We start from the raw sequence: 16,088 nt of genomic DNA, 5'->3' as shown, positions 1-16,088 counted from the left end.
ACGAATTGCAACTGTGCGGGCAACCCCTGTGTGTACCGTACCGGGGCGGCCCGGTGATTCTTCGTGACCGCTCCACACCCCATCGATCAAGATATCCGGCAAGCCCGCGTGCACCCTGCGGTGCGGGCCATCGTGGTCCCGCCGTGCCCCGAGTCGCTGCTGCGCCTGCAGCAGATCGTGGCCGCGCCCGAGCTGGACTCTGCCGCCCTGGAGCAACTGGCCTCCTCGGACGTGGCCCTGGCCGCCGCCGTGATGCGGCTGGCCAACAGCCCGCTGTATGGCCTGGCCCAGCCGGTGCAGACCGTGGGCATGGCGCTCACGGTGCTGGGCCTGCAGCCGGCGGTGGAGTTGCTGTCGGCCTTCATCACGCGCAATGCCCTGCAGGTGCGGTCTCCGCTGCTGGAGCATTTCTGGGAAAGCTCGCAGCGCCGCGCCATCGCGTGCGAGCACATCGGCCACCAGCTCTACAGCTTTGACCCGGGCCTGGGCTACAGCTTCGGGCTGTTCTGCCATGTGGGCATGCCCGTGCTGGTGAAGGCCGTGCGGGGCTATGCCGGCACCGTGACCGAGGCCCTGGCCCGCAAGGACCGCACCTTCACCCAGACCGAAAACGCCAGCCACCGCACCGACCACGCGGTGATGGGCGCCATCGTGGCCCGCACCTGGCACCTGCCGGGGGATGTGGCGCAGGCCATCTGGCTGCACCACGACTTTGCGTGCCTGGGCGATGAGCGCTTCAACCCCACGGTTCGGCACCTCGTGGCGCTGGGCCTGCTGGCCGAGTACCTGGTGAACCACCACGACAGCCTGGCCCCCACGCGCGAATGGCTGCAGCATGGCCAGGCCTGCATGCAGCATCTGCATGTGACGCAGGATGAGCTGGACCACTGGATCGACGCGCTGCACCCGGCTTTCGAGGCCGTGCGGTTCTGAGCCTGGACACTCCCTGCGCTGGAGGTTCCGCGGCTAGCGTTGTTCAGCCTCGATGAGGTCCGCAATGCGCGCATGTCCCCGTTGCCGGGCTTGCTGCGCCGCGTTCAGGCCTTCGCGGTCCACCAGGGTTCGGTTGGCGCCCAGGGCCAGGAGTTTCTGGACGGCGGTGGCCTGGCCGTGGATGGCCGCGAGCATCAGTGCCGTCCTGCCAGCGCTGTCGCGGGCGTCGATGGGCGCGCCCTGGCGAACGAGGCTTTCCACCTGGAGGGGGTCGCCTGTACGGGAGGCTTCCCACAAGTGCCGCGACAACAAGGCGCTGGAACCCGCATCGGCGCTGGGTGCGGTGGCAGCAAGTTTGCCGTTCGCAGCATTGCCCCCTTGTAGGCTGCGGGCCGCAGCGGATGGCATGGCCTGGGGCTGTGGCACCACTTCCCTCGAAGCGGCACCATCTTGCGCAACGGAGCGCTCGCGCATCTCGGCGCGGGGGGCTGGCGCAGCGGAGGGCGCGGGGGGCGGTGCGGGACGGGGCGTGATGGCCTTCTCGGCCGTCATGGGCGGCGATGCGGGAAAGCCTGAAACGGCCCCGGCTGCGTTGTGGCCCGGTGAGGACTCGGCCTCGGGGGCCGCGATTGCGGGGGCCGGTGCCGGTACAGTCTTGGCCAGTGGCCTGGCCTGGCCTGGCGCCGCAGACGCAGGTTTTTGTGCCGTGGACCTGGCCGGTGGGATCGCCGTGTCGCGGGCACGGTCTGGCAAACCCGCAGCGGCCGATGGCGCCGTTGAGTTTGTTTCTGCCGCTGGGGCCGTGGAAGGTGCAGGTGCGGGAGCTGGCAATGCGGCGGGGGCTGGCGCTTCGGCCCGGCGCTGGCCATAGGCGACTTCTTTTTCTTCGGGCGTCCCGCGCTCGAATTGCAGCATCAGCAAGCCAGTCAGCCCCACCACGGCCACGGTGGCCAGGGCCGAGATCTTCCAGCGCGACTGGTTGGCGGCGGCACGGGTGGGTGGGGCTGCCGTGGGCGATGGGGCCGTGGCGGCTGCTGCCGCCAGCATCTGCGCATGCGCGCGCACAGCATCGCGCACCTGCGCGCCGGGGCGGGCATCTTCCTGCGCGCTGGCTTCGCGGTATCGCCGGACCAGTTCGTCGTCTGGCGCGCTCATGCTGCAAACTCCTTGAGGTGCTGGCGAAGGCTGGCCCGCGCATAACGCAGGCGGCTCTTGGCGGTTTCAAAATTCACGCCCGTGGCCTGTGCAATCTCCTGCACGCTGAGGTCACCTTCGGCCTGCAGCAGAAAGGCCTCCCGCTGTTCGAGGGGCAGTTGCTCCACGGCGGCGATCAGCGCCGCCGCCTGCTCGCGGGACTGCAACTGCCGCACCGGCCCGAAGCCGGAGTCGGCCACCAGCGTGTCCGCCAGGCTGCGCGCGTCATCGTCGTCGCTCGCGTCCAGGCTGGCGTGGTTCTTGGCGGTGCGCAGGTGGTCGACCAGCCGGTTGTGCGCCAGGGTGAACAGCCAGGTGCGGAATTTCGCCTTCACCTCGTAGCTGCCGGCATGGCGCGCCACGGCAAACCAGACATCCTGCAGCAGGTCGTCGGCCACGGCCTGGACCTTGACGCTGCGAAACACGAACCGCCACACCGCCAGTTCGTGCCGGCCATACAGCGCGTCGAATGCGCCAATGTCTCCCCCGGCATAACGCAGCATGAGCATCTCGTCGGTTTCGTCCGTGGGGGCGGGGGAGGGGGCGGTCGGCACCCGCGCATTATGCGAGGCCCTCATGCACCGGCGGGCCTGTGCGGGGCGGAAGCCCTCAAGGCCTACCTCGGGTCGGGCACATAGGACAGGTTGTCCGACTGCGGAAATGCGCGGGGCACATGCGGCCGGGCCAGTGGCTCGCGGATCACGCCGCTGGCGACCAGGTTTTCGCGGCTGTCATACCGGATGCTGATCACTTCATTGGGCTGGTCCTGCAGGCGCGTGAAGGTGGTGTGCGAGACGACCGAGGTCTCGCGCTGGCCATGCGCCGTTCCCAGCTTGGGAGACGGCATGGGCGCCGCCTTGGCCACACTGTCCGCAGCCATCGACCGTGCGGAAGACTCGGCTTCCGAGGAGGGGGCGGGTGCCGCAGCCGCGGGTGCTGCCGATGGCGAGGGCAGATGGGGGACAGGCTCCTCGCGCAGGCGTCCCAGGCTGTTGCCGTTGCCGCCGCTGTTGTCGCGGCGCTGGCTCTGGCTGTAGGGCTCGGGGGTGACGGCGGGCGAGGGCACGGGCGCCTGTTCGCGGAACAGCGCGACACCGATCACGCCCACGTGGGCCGGGCGGCCCGTGCGGCTGGCGTAGGAGTTGGCAATGCTGGAGAACTCGAAGGCCGCGACCTGGCTGTCGCTCTTGCGCCAGCCGGTGATCTGGTAGCGCTCGTAGGGCGAAAACACATAGCCGCGCTGGTCCCAGGCGGCGGTTTCACCGCTGAGCACATTGACGCCATCCACCGAGGGCACGGCCAGCACCCGTTCACCCGAGCGGTTGCGCACCGTGATGGCGTAGCGCGCGCCAGGGCGGCCAGCCACCCAGTATTCGCCCTTGGCGTAGTGCACCGGCAGCGTGGTGCCCGTGTCGCGGTCCACGATGGTGACATCGGCCAGGCGGCCAATGGCCTGGGCCGGCAGGCTGGCCACTGCCAGCAAGGCGGCCAGCGCGGTGAGTGCGGGAAGGGTGAATGAACCGGGTTTCATGGCAGCTCCATCAAAGTGTTGTTGGTGCTGGGTGAAACGAACGGGGCGGGGGAATGGGGTTAAGGCTTCCAAAAAATCGCAGCCTCGGCAGGCGCTGGAGGTGGTCCATCAGCCTTTTGTTAGACGTTTTGGCGATTAAGTAAGAGCAATATATTCGTTTGGGTTTTAAAGGACCGATCGGAGAATCCTCCCTCAGACATTGAAGGAGCGTTCCACATGGCCACCTTGCGACTCGGCGACACCGCCCCCGACTTCACCCAGGAATCCACCGCCGGCACCATCCGTTTCCACGAATGGGCCGGTGATTCGTGGGTCGTGCTGTTCTCGCACCCCGCCGATTTCACGCCCGTCTGCACCACCGAACTGGGCAAAACGGCTGCCCTGGGCGGCGAATTTGCAAAGCGCAACGTCAAGCCCATCGCCGTGAGCGTGGACCCTGTCGATTCGCACAACCGCTGGGTGGGCGACATCAACGACACGCAGAACACCACCGTCAACTTCCCCATCCTGGCCGATGCGGACAAGAAGGTGGCAGACCTCTACGACATGATCCACCCCAACGCATCCACCACGGTCACGGTGCGCAGCGTGTTCATCATCGATCCCAAGAAGGTCATCCGCACCACCTTCACCTACCCCGCCAGCACGGGGCGCAATTTCGACGAGATCCTGCGCGTGATCGACTCGCTGCAACTCACCGACAGCCACAAGGTGGCCACTCCCGCCAATTGGAGGGACGGCGACGACGTGATCATCGTGCCCAGCCTGCAGGACCCGGCCGAGATCGCGCTGCGCTTTCCCAAGGGCTTCAAGGCGGTGCGCCCCTACCTGCGCATCACGCCCCAGCCCAACAAGTAAGCAGAAGAAGCAAGACACAACAGGGCAGGGCCGCGGCGCGAGGCTGTGGCGGACCCTCTGATTTCCGTGAGCACCTCCACCTCCATCATCATCGTTCCCGGCTGGCGCGACTCCGGTCCCGGCCACTGGCAAAGCCTGTGGGCCGAGCGCATCCCGCACGCCCGCCGCGTGGTGCAGGACGACTGGATCACGCCCACGCGGTCTGCCTGGGTGGGCCAGCTTGAAAAGACCGTGCTCGCGGCGCCCGGCCCGGTGGTGATCGTGGCGCACAGCCTGGGCTGCATCGCCACGGCCCACATCGGCCCCGAAGCGGCTGCCCGTGTGTGCGGCGCGCTGCTGGTGGCCCCGGCCGACCCCGAGCGCCGGGCCGTGCTGAGCGACTTCGCGCCGGTGCCCTATGCCGCGCTGCCGTACCGCAGCATCGTGGTGGCCAGCAGCAACGATCCGTATTGCCCCATTCGCTTGGCGGGCGCCTATGCCCGTGCCTGGGGCAGCGAGTTCGTGCGCATGCAGAACGCCGGGCACATCAACATCGAGTCCGGCCATGGAGAGTGGCCCCTGGGCTGGGCGCTGCTGCAGTCGCTGGAGGGCGAACACGGCGCCCTGCAGCCATCCGCCGCCCATCCACACGCCACGTCGGCGGCATTCTGATTGCTATATTTTTAATAGCTTCCTGCGCTTGATCATCAAGCGCTGCGGGCTATTTTTTCTTGAAATCCGTCGCCAGGACGCTTGCCAGGCCCGCTGGCAATCACCAGCCGGCCCGCCATTGAAAATCTATATTCCAATAGCTGATTATTTAACAAGAATATATTCTTTTGAGTTTTAAGCACGGCTCCGCACAATGGAGCATCTCCAGTACTTTTCGGGCGAAGGCACCATGACCTCTTTGAAACTCAAGACCCTTCTGGCCACCATGGCCCTGGCTGCCAGCGGCATGGCCGCTGCACAGAATTCGCTGCTCAACGTGTCGTACGACGTGGCCCGAGAGTTCTACAAGGACTACAACGCCGCCTTCGCTGCCCACTACAAGAAGACCACCGGCCAGGACGTGAAGATCGACCAGTCGCACGCCGGCTCCAGCGCCCAGGCGCGCGCCGTGAACGACGGCCTGGCGGCCGACGTGGTGACCATGAATACGACGACCGACGTGCAGTTCCTCGCCGACAGCGGCGTGGTCGCCAAGGACTGGGCCAAGAAATTCCCGCACGACGCATCGCCCACCACCTCGACCATGCTGTTCCTGGTGCGCAACGGCAACCCCAAGGGCATCAAGGACTGGGAAGACCTGATCAAGCCCGGTGTGCAGGTGATCGTGGTGAACCCCAAGACCGGCGGCAACGGCCGCTATGCCTACCTGGCCGCCTGGGGCGCCGTGCGCGAAAAGGGTGGCACCGAGGCGCAGGCCGCCGAATTCGTGGGCAAGCTCTACAAGAACGTGCCCATCCTGGCCAAGGGCGGCCGCGATGCCACGGCCACCTTCCTGCAGCGCAATCAGGGCGATGTGCTGATCACTTTCGAATCCGAGGTGGTCTCCATCGACCGCGAGTTCGGCGCCGGCAAGGTTGATGCCATCTACCCCTCGGTGAGCGTGGTGGCCGAGAACCCCGTGGCCGTGGTGGAACGCACCGTGGCCAAGAAGGGCACCGCCCAGCTGGCCAAGGCGTACCTGGACTACCTGTACTCCGAGGAAGCCCAGGAAATCGCCGCCAAGCACGCGATCCGCCCGCGTTCTGAAACGGTGCTCAAGAAGTACGCCGATACCTTCAAGCCGCTCAAGCAGTTCACGGTGGCCAAGTACTTCGGTTCGCTGACCGAAGCGCAGAAGGTGCACTTCAACGACGGCGGCCAGTTCGACAAGCTCTACACGCCCGGCGCCAAGTAGTAGTGGACAACCCCCTGAGCCGCTGTGCGGCTTCCCCCTTCTCTGGGCTATCGCCGGGAAGGGGGACGACGCCAGCGCCGCGGGGCGGCCCTTGCGCGGCGTCTGCTGGCTTGGGTCGCGCCGGTTCCTACCGACGATGCGCAATGGATAACAACATATGAACGGTAAAAAAAGCGCACCAAGAAGCGCTAGGAGGGTATTGCCCGGCTTTGGGCTGACCCTGGGCTACACGCTTTTCTATCTGAGCATCATCGTGCTGATCCCGCTGTCGGCACTGATCTTCAAGACCTTCACGCTGACCTGGGAGCAGTTCTGGGCGGCCATCAGCGCGCCGCGCGTGATGGCCTCCTACCGGCTGACCTTCGGGGCCTCGTTCCTCGCGGCGCTGGTCAACCTGGTGTTCGGCCTGCTGATCGCCTGGGTGCTGGTGCGCTACAAGTTTCCGGGCAAGAAGATCGTCGATGCACTGGTGGACCTGCCGTTCGCGCTGCCCACGGCGGTAGCCGGCATCTCGCTGACCGCCTTGCTGGCCGGCAACGGCTGGGTCGGCAGCATCCTGGAACCCCTGGGCATCCAGCTGGCGTTCAAGCCCGCGGGCATCGTGATCGCGCTCATCTTCATCGGCCTGCCGTTCGTGGTGCGCACCGTGCAGCCCGTGCTGGAAGACGCCGAAAAAGAGCTGGAAGAGGCCGCCACCTGCCTGGGCGCCACGCGTCTGCAGACCTTCACCAAGGTCATCCTGCCCTCCATCACGCCCGCGCTGCTCACCGGCTTTGCCATGGCATTCGCGCGGGCGGTGGGGGAATACGGCTCGGTGATCTTCATCGCTGGCAACATGCCCATGGTGTCTGAAATCACGCCGCTGATCATCATCGGCAAGCTCGAGCAGTACGACTACGCCGGCGCCACCGCCGTGGCCGTGGTCATGCTGGTCATCTCGTTCATCCTGCTGCTCATCATCAACGCACTACAGGCATGGCAGCGACGCCACGCGGGGGCTCCAGCATGAGCGGCAACAACTCCCGGACTATCCGCCGCGCACAGGCGGGCACGACTGAAGCGCCCTGGGTCCGCTACACGCTGATCACCATCGCGCTGGCCTTCATGCTGCTGTTCCTGGTGCTGCCGCTGGCCGCCGTGTTCGCCGAGGCGTTGCGCAAGGGCTTCGGGGCCTACCTCGAAGGCCTGCGCGAGCCCGATGCCTGGGCGGCCATCAAGCTCACGCTGATCACCGCTGTCATTGCCGTGCCGCTGAACCTCGTGTTCGGCGTCGCGGCCGCCTGGTGCATCGCCAAGTACGAGTTCAGGGGCAAGGCGTTCCTGACCACGCTGGTGGACCTGCCGTTTTCCGTCTCTCCCGTGGTGGCGGGCCTGATCTACGTGCTGATGTTCGGCGCGCAGGGCTGGTTCGGCCCCTGGCTGCAGGCGCATGACATCAAGATCATCTTCGCCGTGCCGGGCATCGTGCTGGCCACGGTGTTCGTGACCTTCCCGTTCATCGCGCGTGAGCTGATCCCGCTGATGCAGGCGCAGGGCAACGACGAAGAGCAGGCCGCCATCGTGCTGGGCGCCACCGGCTGGCAGACCTTCTGGTACGTGACGCTGCCCAACATCAAATGGGGCCTGCTGTACGGCGTGATCCTGTGCAATGCGCGCGCCATGGGCGAGTTCGGCGCGGTGTCCGTCGTGTCCGGCCACATCCGTGGGCAGACCAACACCATTCCGCTGCACGTCGAAATTCTCTACAACGAGTACCAGTCCGTGGCCGCGTTCGCCGCTGCATCGCTGCTGGCCTTGCTGGCCCTGGTCACGCTGGTCATCAAGACCATTGCCGAACACCGCAACGAGCAGGCCTTGAAAGCCGCCGCCGAGTTGCCCCCCGAGCGGCCCGCACCCGCGCCAGCCGTCCGCTGAAGGAAGAAGACCATGAGCATTGAAATCCGTAACGTCAGCAAGCAGTTCGGCGACTTCCAGGCGCTGCGCGACGTGAGCCTGGACATCGCATCGGGCGAACTCATCGCGCTGCTCGGCCCCTCGGGCTGCGGCAAGACCACGCTCTTGCGCATCATCGCCGGCCTGGAGACGGCCGATGTGGGCACCATCCACTTCAGCGGCGAGGACACCACCGACGTGCACGTGCGCGAGCGCAACGTGGGCTTCGTGTTCCAGCACTACGCGCTGTTCCGCCACATGACCGTGTTCGAGAACGTGGCCTTCGGCCTGCGCGTGAAGCCCCGTGGCGAGCGCCCGAGCGAGGCGCAGATCAAGCAGAAGGTGACCGACCTGCTCAAGCTCGTGCAGCTCGACTGGCTGGCCGACCGCTACCCCTCGCAGCTCTCGGGCGGCCAGCGCCAGCGCATCGCGCTGGCCCGCGCCCTGGCGGTGGAGCCCAAGGTGCTGCTGCTGGACGAGCCCTTCGGCGCGCTGGACGCCAAGGTGCGCAAGGAACTGCGCCGCTGGCTGCGCCGCCTGCACGACGAGCTGCACGTGACCAGCATCTTCGTCACGCACGACCAGGAAGAGGCACTGGAGGTGGCCGACCGGGTGGTCGTGATCAACCAGGGCCGCATCGAGCAAAGCGGCTCGCCCCAGCAGGTGTGGGACCAGCCCGCGAGCCCGTTCGTCTACGGCTTCCTGGGCGACGTGAACCTGTTCCACGGCCGGGCGCACGAGGGCCTGGTGCACCTGGAGGGCATGCAGATCGACTCGCCCGAGCACCAGGGCGCGCAGAACGCCAAGGCTTTTGCCTATGTGCGCCCCCACGACCTGGATGTGGAGCGCTACTCCCCGGGCGCCGGGCTCGACGCCCAGGGCCGCCCGCGCGGCATCGTGGCGCAGCTGAGCCGTGCCATCGTGGTGGGCCCGATCGCGCGCCTGGAACTTATTCCATCCCAGGATCACAAACCAGCGGACAATGCGTCCCCGGAACACTTGATCGAAGCGCAGATACCTGCGCAGCAGTTCAAGGAGATGGGGTTCAAGGAGGGCGAAACGCTGGTGGTGACGCCGCGCCGCGCCCGTGTTTTTCTGGACCACGCCGCCGGGATCTGATTCCCCCGAGCCGCTGCGCGTCTTCCCCCTGGGCGGACGTACCCGGTGGACTGGCGGCGCCAGATCCACGGGTGCACTGGTGCGGGGCACGCCCGTTTCGCCGGCGGCACCGTTTGCAACGGCTATTGATGAGGGATAAGAAATGAACTGGTTGACTGCGGCCCCGCGCCGTGTGCTGGCGCTGATCAGCGTGGCGTGTGTGGCGATGCTCGCCTTCGGCATGTACCTGCAGCATGTGGTGGGCCTGGAGCCTTGCCCCATGTGCATCGTGCAGCGTTATGCTCTCATTGGTGTAGCAATCTTCGCAGGTCTGGCAAGCGCTAGGGACGCTAAAGGCTGGTGGATGGGCTGGGGCGTGCTGGCCCTGGTGGCCTCGGGCTTCGGCGCCTTCGTGGCGGCCCGCCAGAGCTGGCTGCAGTGGTACCCGCCCGAGGTCGCCACCTGCGGCCGCGACTTCTACGGAATGATCGAGAACTACCCCATCAGCCGCGCCATTCCCATGATCTTCCGGGGCTCGGGCGACTGCGCGGCGGTGGACTGGACCTTCCTGGGGGGCTCGATCGCCAACTGGTCGTTTGTCTGCTTCGTGGGTTTCGCGGTGGTGCTGCTGGCGCTGCTGGTGCGCGGCATGCGCGGTGGCCGCCGTGGCGGCGGGCTGTCCATGGCCTGAGTTTTCCAGGCTTCGTTTCAAGGCAAAGGCGCCCCTCGGGGCGTCTTTTTTGTGGCTAGACCGCGTGGGCCCGCCCGGGCTCAGGCGAAATCTGCTTCGGCAAACGGAAACGCCACACCCTCCGTGCCATCCATCCACGCCGGCAGTTTGGGCATCACGCTGGCCAGCAGTGGTGATGACTGCCAATCAGCCAGCCAGGCCTGTAAATGCGGCCAGGGCTGGGCCGCCCACCAGCCCACGTCGATGCCCGCGAACTGGCGCACGAACGGGGCGATCGCCATGTCGGCCAGCGCTGCATGTGCGCCGAACAGGTGGGGCTGGGCAGACAGGCGCGCATCCAGCGTGCCCAGCCAGGCGGTGGCCGCCGCGCGTTCGGCCCCGATGTCCGCACCCGGGTGGCGGCTGGGGTACTTGCAGCGGTCCAGGGCCTGCTTGAAGGGGCCGTCGCATTCGGCAATCAGCGCCAGCATCTCTGGCACCGTGCTCCCGGCGGGCGCGAGCCAGCCTTCGGGGTCGTGCTGCTGCAGCGCCCACAGCATGATGTCCAGGCTCTGCTCCAGCACGCGGCCATCGGGCCGGATGAGCACCGGCACGGTGCCCTTGGGCGAGGCCTGCAGCAGGCCCTGGGGCTTGTTCTTGAGCACCACCTCGCGCAGTTCGCAGTCCTGGCCGCTCACGGCCAGGGCCAGCCGGGCGCGCATCGCATAGGGACAGCGGCGGAACGAATACAGAACGGGCAGGGCGGTGGCGGTGCTCACTCGGTGTCGTCCTTTTGGGGGGCGCCTTCCGGGGCTCCGCCGTGCACGCGCACTGGCGTGCCGGGCTGGCGCGCGCCGATGTGTTCCTGCCCGCGCCGGGCGGCCAGCTGCATCTGCCGCTCGCGCTCGGCCAGGGCGCGTTCCTGCTCGGGCGTGCGGGTGCCGTGGCAATAGGGGCAGCTCACGCCCGCCACGTAGTGCGGCGACTGCAGCTCCGCTTCGCCCAGGGGCATGCGGCACGAGCGGCACAGCTGGTGGTGCCCGGGCACCAGGCCGTGACCCACCGACACGCGCTCGTCGAACACAAAACAGTCGCCATGCCAGCGGCTGGTTTCCTCGGGCACGGTCTCCAGGTACTTGAGGATGCCGCCTTCGAGGTGGAAGACCTCCTCGAACCCCTGCGATTTGAGGAATGCGGTGGATTTTTCGCAGCGGATGCCGCCCGTGCAGAACATGGCCACGCGGGGTTTGCCCGCCAGCACGCCGCCGGGTCCCGATTGCGCGGCCACCCAGGCCGGAAACTCCGCAAAGCTCCTGGTGTGCGGGTTGACGGCGCGCTCGAACGTGCCGATGCCCACCTCGTAGTCGTTGCGTGTGTCCACCACCACCACGCCGGGGTCGCCGATGAGCGCGTTCCAGTCCTCGGGCTTCACATAGGTGCCCGCGTTGCGGGCCGGGTTCAGGCCCGGTACGCCCAGGGTGACGATCTCGCGCTTGAGTCGCACGCGCATGCGGTAGAACGGCATGCGCTGCGCGTGCGCCTCCTTGTGCTGCAGTGCTGCAAAGCGCGGATCGCTGCGCAGCCAAGCCAGCACGGCCAGCACATCGGCTGGCTCGCCCGCGATGGTGCCGTTGATGCCCTCGGGCGCCAGCAGCAGCATGCCGCGCACGCCACGCTCGTCGCACAGGGCCTGCAGCGGCGCGCGCAGCGCGGCGCAGTCGGGCAGATCGACAAACTGGTAGAGGGCGACGGTGAGAAAGCGGGGTGTGACCGAGTGCACAAGAAATGGGAAAGCGGGAAACAGAAGGTCGATGATAGCCGTCACTTTTCGTTACGATGAGCGGTCGCCAACGCTGCACCCAAGGTGGTTTTATGGGCAAGGAATCCACAGTCAACCTGTTTCGCCGGCTGGAGCAGCTCAACGGCATCGGCGCCGCGCTCTCGCGCGAGCGGGACATCGACCGGCTGCTGGAGAACATCCTGGAGGCGGCCAAGGCCATCACCGGCGCCGATGGCGGCACGCTCTACAGCGTGACCGAGGACCAGTCGGCGCTCAAGTTCGAGATCCTGCGCACGGATTCGCTGGGCATCCGCCTGGGCGGCACCACGGGCAAGCCCATCGATTTTCCGCACCTGCCGCTGCGCAACGCCGATGGCTCGCCCAATGATTCGCTCGTGGCGGCGCACGCCGCCATCCACGACCGCACCGTGAACATCGCCGATGCCTACAGTGCCCAGGGCTTCGACTTCTCGGGCACGCGCGCCTTCGATGCGCGCACGGGCTATCACTCGCAGTCGTTCCTCACCGTGCCGATGAAGAACCACGACCATGAGCTCATCGGCGTGCTGCAGCTCATCAACCCCCGCGACCCGGAGACGGGCGCGGTCACGACCTTTTCCGAGGCCGACCAGGGCCTGGCCGAGTCGCTGGCCTCGCAGGCCGCAATCGCGCTCACGAACCGGCTGCTCATCTCGCAGCTCGAACGCCTGTTCGAGTCGTTCGTGAACCTCATCAACCTGGCCATCGACGAAAAATCGCCCTACACCGGCGGCCATTGCCAGCGCGTGCCGGCCCTCACGCTGATGCTGGCCGATGCGGTCAACGCCACACGGCAGGGGCCGCTGGCGAGCTTTCGCATGAGCGAGCGCGACCGCTACGAGCTCAAGATGGCCGGCCTGCTGCACGACTGCGGCAAGATCACCACGCCCGTGCACGTGGTGGACAAGGCCACCAAGCTGCAGACGATCTACGACCGCATCGGCCTGGTAGACACGCGCTTCGAGGTGCTCAAGCGCGATGCGGAACTGGCCGCGCTGCGCCGCCAGCTGGCGCTGCGCCCCGTGGTGGATGCGCGGGCCGAGGGCCAGGAGCTGCAGGCCCTGCAGCACGAGATCCAGGCGCTGGAAGAAGACCGCGACTTCCTGCGCCGCTGCAACACCGGCACCGAGGCCATGCGGCCCGAGGACCAGCAGCGCGTGCGCGACATCGCCGCCATGCGCCACTGGCGCAACCCGCAGGGCGTGCAGACGAGCTTCTTGACGGCCGAGGAGGTGGAGAACCTCACCATCCGCGCGGGCACGCTGACCCAGGCCGAGCGCGACACCATCAACTACCACATCGTCGCCACCATCAAGATGCTGGAGACGCTGCCCTGGCCCCGCCACCTCAAGAACGTGCCCGAGTACGCGGGCGGCCACCACGAGCGCATGGACGGCAAGGGCTACCCGCGCGGCCTCACGCGCGAGCAGATGTCGCTGCAGGCCCGCATGATGGGCATCGCCGACATCTTCGAGGCCCTGACGGCGGCGGACCGGCCGTACAAGAGCGGGATGACTTTGTCAGAGGCGCTGGCCATCATGTGCCGGATGCGGGACAACGGGCACATCGACCCGGACCTGTTCGAGGTGTTCGTGCGCGAGGGGGTGTATCTGCGGTATGGACAGGAGTTTCTGGAAGCGGGGCAGGTGGATGGGGTGGATGTGGGGGCATTGGGGTTTGTGTAGCTGGGGTTGCTAGCTGCTGTTGATAGCTTGTGCTGTTGTTGTGCTGTGCTTGTGTTGGGGGCGGGGGCCGGGCGCACACCCCGGCCTCCGCCCTTCGATCAGACGCAGTAATTACTATAAAAACAATAGCGGCTGGCGCTTTCTATATAAGCGCACACGGCCCATTTTGATCAAATCACACCCCATCCCGCACACACCCCTCCAGCCTCTCCCGATCCATCACTTCCACCACCCGGTACCCCACCCGCAGGATTCCCTCGTCCTCCCACAGCTTCAACTGCCGGTTCACGCTCTGCCGCGACACGCCCAGCATGAAGGCCAGGTCCTCCTGCGACACCGCCAGCGTGGTCGCCCCGTCCGAAGCCTCGGGCCGCGCGTCCAGCGTCAGCAGCCGGTGCGCCAGCCGCACGGGCAGCGGCTGCAGGATGGCGTCATCGATCCACGCCAACGCCTGGCGCAGCCGCATGCACACCAGCCTGGTCAACGCCATGTGCACCTGGGGCTGGGTGTTCACCAGGTGGTGGAAGTCGTCGGCATAGACCACCGCGATCTCGGTGGTATCGGCCGCGCAGGTGTCGTACACGCGCTCACGGCCCACGAATAGGGAGACCTCGCCAAACCAGTGGCCGGGCTCCAGCACGGCGATCACCGCCTCGCGCCCGCCCGGGGCCACCACGCTCACGCGCAGCGAGCCGCTGACCACGCCGAACAGCGCATCGGGCGCCGAGCCCTTGAGGAACAGCGAATCGCCGCGCTGCAGCTGCTTGTGGTGTGCCACCTGCAGAAGTTGCAGCTGCACATCGTCCGGCAGGCGCAATCTGTTGGCCGCGTCGGGTGCGGTGAGCGCGTGGGGCGCGTCGGGGGACAAGGTGGGAGAGCGGGGCGGGGGCGTGCGCAGGGGCATGGGGTGGATGGCGGGGCTTGTGCGTGTTGGCGAGCTGAGACGAGCGATCAAGGTGGGTGGCACGGTGTACCGCATGCGGGGGCGGGGCGGAAGGCCTGTGCGGGTTTGTCCGGGGCCGCAATTGCCAACAACAGACAGTCTGCGAAGGGAGGGCTGCGGATAGTCGATGGCTGTACTGCGATGCAACGCGCAGATCACCACCTAGACCAAGGAACCCACGATGACGACTGCCACCACCTCCCCAGCCCCACAGACCGCCCTGCAGGCCCTGCGCGAGAAAACCGTGCTGGACCATTTTGCCGACGAGACCCGCCAGGACTTCGACGCGGTGCTGGGTACCTTTCCGCACCCCCATTACGAGCTGATCCCCACCGGGGAGGTGCACGACGGCCATGACGCCGTGCGCGCCTATTACCTGGCCTCGCGCAAGGCCTTCCCGGACCAGCGGCACGAGATCATCCAGCTGCGCCACACCGACGACGCGGTGATCGTGGAGTTCTGGCTGCTGGGCACCCACCAGGGGCCGCTGGGCAACCTGCCGCCCACGGGCAACAGCTTCCGCTGCCGCATGATCGCGCTCTTCATCTTCGAGGGCGAGCGCCTGGTCTGCGAGCGCGTGTACTTCGACTCGATGACCATGCTGCGCCAGTTGCTGGCCGGCGTGCCGCCCGCGCAGCTGCCGGCCATTGTGGGCTCGCTCCTGGCGGCGGGGCCCACCAGCGCGCCCGCAGCTTCAGGGCGCCAGCCAGAAACCACTGCGGCTGCCGCATGAGCGCCGGGCTGGCGGGGCACCATGCCGTCATCACGGGGGGTGCCCAGGGCATCGGCCTGGCCATTGCCCGGCGCTTCCTGGCGGATGGCGCCCGTGTGTCCCTGTGGGACCGCGACGCCCGTGCGCTCCAGGCCGCCCGTGCCGCGCTGGATGCCGCCGGCCGCATCCACACGGCCCGGGTGGATGTGGCCCAGGAGGCCGATGTCGAGTCGGCCGCGCAGGCCAGCGAGGCGGCGCTCGGGCCCATCACCGTGCTGGTGAACAACGCCGGGGTGCTGGGGCCGCTGGCCCCGTTGTGGGAACACACCCCGGCGCAGTGGCGCCAGGTGATGGAGGTGAATCTCACGGGCGCCTTTCTGTGCTGCCGGGCCGTGGTGCCGCGCATGCTGCGGGGCCTGGCAGGTGAGCAGCCGCCCGGCCTGGGGCGGCGCATCGTCAACATCGCCTCGGTGGCGGGCAAGGAGGGCAACGGCCTGAACGCGGCGTACTCCGCGTCCAAGGCCGGGCTCATCGCACTCACCAAGTCGCTGGGCAAGGAGCTGGCGGGGCCGGGCATCCTGGTCAATGCCATCACGCCCTCGGCGGCCGACACGGCGGTGTTCGATGCCGTACCGGCCGAACACCAGGCCGCGCTGCGCCAGAACCTGCTCGCGCGCGTGCCCATGGGCCGCTTCGTGCTGCCCGATGAAGTGGCCGCGATGGCGGCCTGGCTGGCCTCGGCCGACTGCTCGTTCAGCACCGGCGCGGTGTTCGACATCTCGGGCGGGCGTTCGCTCTACTGACTTGCCCATTTCTCCAGGAGAACTC

At 67.3% G+C, this 16,088-nt stretch carries 17 protein-coding genes; 11 read left to right on the top strand and 6 right to left on the bottom strand.

Going from position 1 to position 16,088, the window contains the following annotated elements; genetic code table 11:
* Positions 1-63: 63 nt before the first annotated feature.
* Positions 64-933, top strand: a complete 870-nt coding sequence (locus AC3RCE_RS15135) for an HDOD domain-containing protein (RefSeq protein WP_218294696.1) — start codon at positions 64-66, stop codon at positions 931-933.
* A gap of 33 nt (positions 934-966) precedes the next feature.
* Here AC3RCE_RS15135 and AC3RCE_RS15130 read toward each other — a convergent pair whose 3' ends face one another.
* The 3 genes from AC3RCE_RS15130 to AC3RCE_RS15120 all read right to left on the bottom strand — a co-directional run bounded on the left by AC3RCE_RS15130 (position 967) and on the right by AC3RCE_RS15120 (position 3,658).
* The gene (locus tag AC3RCE_RS15130; RefSeq protein ID WP_492253368.1) at positions 967-2,088 is read right to left on the bottom strand and encodes an ankyrin repeat domain-containing protein; all 1,122 of its coding nucleotides are present in this window, start codon (positions 2,086-2,088) and stop codon (positions 967-969) included.
* Positions 2,085-2,630, bottom strand: a complete 546-nt coding sequence (locus AC3RCE_RS15125; protein ID WP_492255389.1) for a sigma-70 family RNA polymerase sigma factor — start codon at positions 2,628-2,630, stop codon at positions 2,085-2,087. Before AC3RCE_RS15125 ends, AC3RCE_RS15130 begins: the two co-directional genes overlap by 4 nt.
* 113 nt (positions 2,631-2,743) lie before the next feature.
* A complete protein-coding gene (locus AC3RCE_RS15120; protein WP_492253367.1) occupies positions 2,744-3,658 on the bottom strand; it encodes a hypothetical protein in 915 nt (304 codons plus the stop codon).
* A 216-nt stretch (positions 3,659-3,874) separates the two neighbouring features.
* Here AC3RCE_RS15120 and AC3RCE_RS15115 point away from each other — a divergent pair, with 216 nt between their 5' ends.
* From AC3RCE_RS15115 to AC3RCE_RS15085, 7 genes are all read left to right on the top strand, one after another.
* On the top strand, positions 3,875-4,516 hold the full coding sequence (locus tag AC3RCE_RS15115; protein WP_218294700.1) for a peroxiredoxin: 642 nt from the start codon (positions 3,875-3,877) through the stop codon (positions 4,514-4,516).
* Between the two features lie 66 nt (positions 4,517-4,582).
* On the top strand, positions 4,583-5,167 hold the full coding sequence (locus tag AC3RCE_RS15110; RefSeq protein ID WP_369642665.1) for an RBBP9/YdeN family alpha/beta hydrolase: 585 nt from the start codon (positions 4,583-4,585) through the stop codon (positions 5,165-5,167).
* Between the two features lie 229 nt (positions 5,168-5,396).
* Complete coding sequence (locus AC3RCE_RS15105) at positions 5,397-6,401, top strand: sulfate ABC transporter substrate-binding protein (protein WP_218341062.1); 1,005 nt, start codon at positions 5,397-5,399, stop codon at positions 6,399-6,401.
* A 157-nt stretch (positions 6,402-6,558) separates the two neighbouring features.
* On the top strand, positions 6,559-7,410 hold the full coding sequence (gene cysT, locus AC3RCE_RS15100) for a sulfate ABC transporter permease subunit CysT (protein ID WP_218294703.1): 852 nt from the start codon (positions 6,559-6,561) through the stop codon (positions 7,408-7,410).
* Positions 7,407-8,315, top strand: coding sequence for a sulfate ABC transporter permease subunit CysW (gene cysW, locus AC3RCE_RS15095; RefSeq protein WP_218341177.1), 909 nt, complete (start codon positions 7,407-7,409; stop codon positions 8,313-8,315). The genes cysT and cysW overlap by 4 nt, the downstream gene beginning before the upstream one ends.
* Before the next feature lie 12 nt (positions 8,316-8,327).
* Positions 8,328-9,452: a sulfate/molybdate ABC transporter ATP-binding protein gene (locus AC3RCE_RS15090; protein WP_218341063.1), complete on the top strand. Its 1,125-nt coding sequence runs from the start codon at positions 8,328-8,330 to the stop codon at positions 9,450-9,452.
* A 142-nt stretch (positions 9,453-9,594) separates the two neighbouring features.
* Positions 9,595-10,122, top strand: a complete 528-nt coding sequence (locus AC3RCE_RS15085) for a disulfide bond formation protein B (RefSeq protein ID WP_218294705.1) — start codon at positions 9,595-9,597, stop codon at positions 10,120-10,122.
* A gap of 80 nt (positions 10,123-10,202) precedes the next feature.
* On the opposite strand, the gene AC3RCE_RS15080 is transcribed toward AC3RCE_RS15085, so the two are convergent.
* Both AC3RCE_RS15080 and trhO read right to left on the bottom strand, forming a co-directional pair.
* Complete coding sequence (locus tag AC3RCE_RS15080) at positions 10,203-10,823, bottom strand: glutathione S-transferase (RefSeq protein ID WP_492255388.1); 621 nt, start codon at positions 10,821-10,823, stop codon at positions 10,203-10,205.
* Between the two features lie 53 nt (positions 10,824-10,876).
* On the bottom strand, positions 10,877-11,881 hold the full coding sequence (gene trhO / locus AC3RCE_RS15075; protein WP_492253366.1) for an oxygen-dependent tRNA uridine(34) hydroxylase TrhO: 1,005 nt from the start codon (positions 11,879-11,881) through the stop codon (positions 10,877-10,879).
* A 92-nt stretch (positions 11,882-11,973) separates the two neighbouring features.
* Between trhO and AC3RCE_RS15070 the strand changes: the two genes are divergently transcribed.
* The gene (locus tag AC3RCE_RS15070; protein WP_369642663.1) at positions 11,974-13,605 is read left to right on the top strand and encodes a GAF and HD-GYP domain-containing protein; all 1,632 of its coding nucleotides are present in this window, start codon (positions 11,974-11,976) and stop codon (positions 13,603-13,605) included.
* Between the two features lie 175 nt (positions 13,606-13,780).
* Here AC3RCE_RS15070 and AC3RCE_RS15065 read toward each other — a convergent pair whose 3' ends face one another.
* A complete protein-coding gene (locus tag AC3RCE_RS15065) occupies positions 13,781-14,509 on the bottom strand; it encodes a Crp/Fnr family transcriptional regulator (protein WP_492253365.1) in 729 nt (242 codons plus the stop codon).
* A 220-nt stretch (positions 14,510-14,729) separates the two neighbouring features.
* Here AC3RCE_RS15065 and AC3RCE_RS15060 point away from each other — a divergent pair, with 220 nt between their 5' ends.
* Both AC3RCE_RS15060 and AC3RCE_RS15055 read left to right on the top strand, forming a co-directional pair.
* On the top strand, positions 14,730-15,281 hold the full coding sequence (locus AC3RCE_RS15060; RefSeq protein WP_492253364.1) for an ester cyclase: 552 nt from the start codon (positions 14,730-14,732) through the stop codon (positions 15,279-15,281).
* On the top strand, positions 15,278-16,063 hold the full coding sequence (locus AC3RCE_RS15055) for an SDR family NAD(P)-dependent oxidoreductase (protein ID WP_492244861.1): 786 nt from the start codon (positions 15,278-15,280) through the stop codon (positions 16,061-16,063). Before AC3RCE_RS15060 ends, AC3RCE_RS15055 begins: the two co-directional genes overlap by 4 nt.
* The last annotated feature ends 25 nt before the right edge of the window (positions 16,064-16,088 follow it).

This window comes from Acidovorax sp. GW823-FHT05D11, from assembly GCF_058795695.1.
Note: the sequence above shows the minus strand (reverse complement) of the source record. Positions and strands in the feature narration are given on the sequence as shown.

Excerpts from the sequence above, each read along its gene's own strand:
- AC3RCE_RS15130 (WP_492253368.1), bottom strand. The coding sequence starts at position 2,088 with ATGAGCGCGCCAGACGACGAACTGGTCCGGCGATACCGCGAAGCCAGC.
- AC3RCE_RS15125 (WP_492255389.1), bottom strand. The coding sequence starts at position 2,630 with ATGCTGCGTTATGCCGGGGGAGACATTGGCGCATTCGACGCGCTGTAT.
- AC3RCE_RS15120 (WP_492253367.1), bottom strand. The coding sequence starts at position 3,658 with ATGAAACCCGGTTCATTCACCCTTCCCGCACTCACCGCGCTGGCCGCC.
- AC3RCE_RS15115 (WP_218294700.1), top strand. The coding sequence starts at position 3,875 with ATGGCCACCTTGCGACTCGGCGACACCGCCCCCGACTTCACCCAGGAA.
- AC3RCE_RS15105 (WP_218341062.1), top strand. The coding sequence starts at position 5,397 with ATGACCTCTTTGAAACTCAAGACCCTTCTGGCCACCATGGCCCTGGCT.
- cysT (WP_218294703.1), top strand. The coding sequence starts at position 6,559 with ATGAACGGTAAAAAAAGCGCACCAAGAAGCGCTAGGAGGGTATTGCCC.
- cysW (WP_218341177.1), top strand. The coding sequence starts at position 7,407 with ATGAGCGGCAACAACTCCCGGACTATCCGCCGCGCACAGGCGGGCACG.
- AC3RCE_RS15090 (WP_218341063.1), top strand. The coding sequence starts at position 8,328 with ATGAGCATTGAAATCCGTAACGTCAGCAAGCAGTTCGGCGACTTCCAG.
- AC3RCE_RS15085 (WP_218294705.1), top strand. The coding sequence starts at position 9,595 with ATGAACTGGTTGACTGCGGCCCCGCGCCGTGTGCTGGCGCTGATCAGC.
- AC3RCE_RS15080 (WP_492255388.1), bottom strand. The coding sequence starts at position 10,823 with ATGCGCGCCCGGCTGGCCCTGGCCGTGAGCGGCCAGGACTGCGAACTG.
- AC3RCE_RS15070 (WP_369642663.1), top strand. The coding sequence starts at position 11,974 with ATGGGCAAGGAATCCACAGTCAACCTGTTTCGCCGGCTGGAGCAGCTC.
- AC3RCE_RS15065 (WP_492253365.1), bottom strand. The coding sequence starts at position 14,509 with ATGCCCCTGCGCACGCCCCCGCCCCGCTCTCCCACCTTGTCCCCCGAC.
- AC3RCE_RS15060 (WP_492253364.1), top strand. The coding sequence starts at position 14,730 with ATGACGACTGCCACCACCTCCCCAGCCCCACAGACCGCCCTGCAGGCC.
- AC3RCE_RS15055 (WP_492244861.1), top strand. The coding sequence starts at position 15,278 with ATGAGCGCCGGGCTGGCGGGGCACCATGCCGTCATCACGGGGGGTGCC.